At 52.8% G+C, this 769-nt stretch carries 1 rRNA gene; it reads right to left on the bottom strand.

Annotation, left to right across the window (positions count from 1 at the left end):
* Positions 1-52: 52 nt before the first annotated feature.
* Positions 53-769 (bottom strand): 23S ribosomal RNA (locus ADE01S_RS31015); the annotation flags it as partial.

A 769-nucleotide genomic window follows, 5' to 3' on the forward strand; every position in this document is an offset into this window, starting at 1 on the left:
TTGAACGACACTTGGAACGCTATATCACCAGGTCAATAACCATCAGTGTTATAGGATCAAGCCTCACGAGCAATTAGTATCGGTTAGCTTAACGCATTACTGCGCTTCCACACCCGACCTATCAACGTCCTGGTCTCGAACGACTCTTCAGGGGGATCAAGTCCCCGGGATACCTAATCTTCAGACGAGTTTCCCGCTTAGATGCCTTCAGCGGTTATCTCTTCCGTACTTAGCTACCCGGCAATGCCATTGGCATGACAACCGGTACACCAGAGGTACGTCCACTCCGGTCCTCTCGTACTAGGAGCAGGCTCCGTCAAGTATCCAACGCCCACGGCAGATAGGGACCAAACTGTCTCACGACGTTTTAAACCCAGCTCACGTACCTCTTTAAATGGCGAACAGCCATACCCTTGGGACCGGCTACAGCCCCAGGATGAGATGAGCCGACATCGAGGTGCCAAACACCGCCGTCGATATGAACTCTTGGGCGGTATCAGCCTGTTATCCCCAGAGTACCTTTTATCCGTTGAGCGATGGCCCTTCCATTCAGAACCACCGGATCACTATGTCCTGCTTTCGCACCTGTTCGACTTGTCAGTCTCACAGTCAAGCACGCTTATGCCATTGCACTATCAGCACGATTTCCGACCGTACCTAGCGTACCTTCGAACTCCTCCGTTACACTTTGGGAGGAGACCGCCCCAGTCAAACTGCCCACCATGCACTGTCCCCGATCCGGATAACGGACCAAGGTTAGAACCGCAAA

It is taken from the genome of Achromobacter denitrificans NBRC 15125, from assembly GCF_001571365.1.
Classification (GTDB): Bacteria; Pseudomonadota; Gammaproteobacteria; order Burkholderiales; family Burkholderiaceae_B; genus Achromobacter; species Achromobacter denitrificans.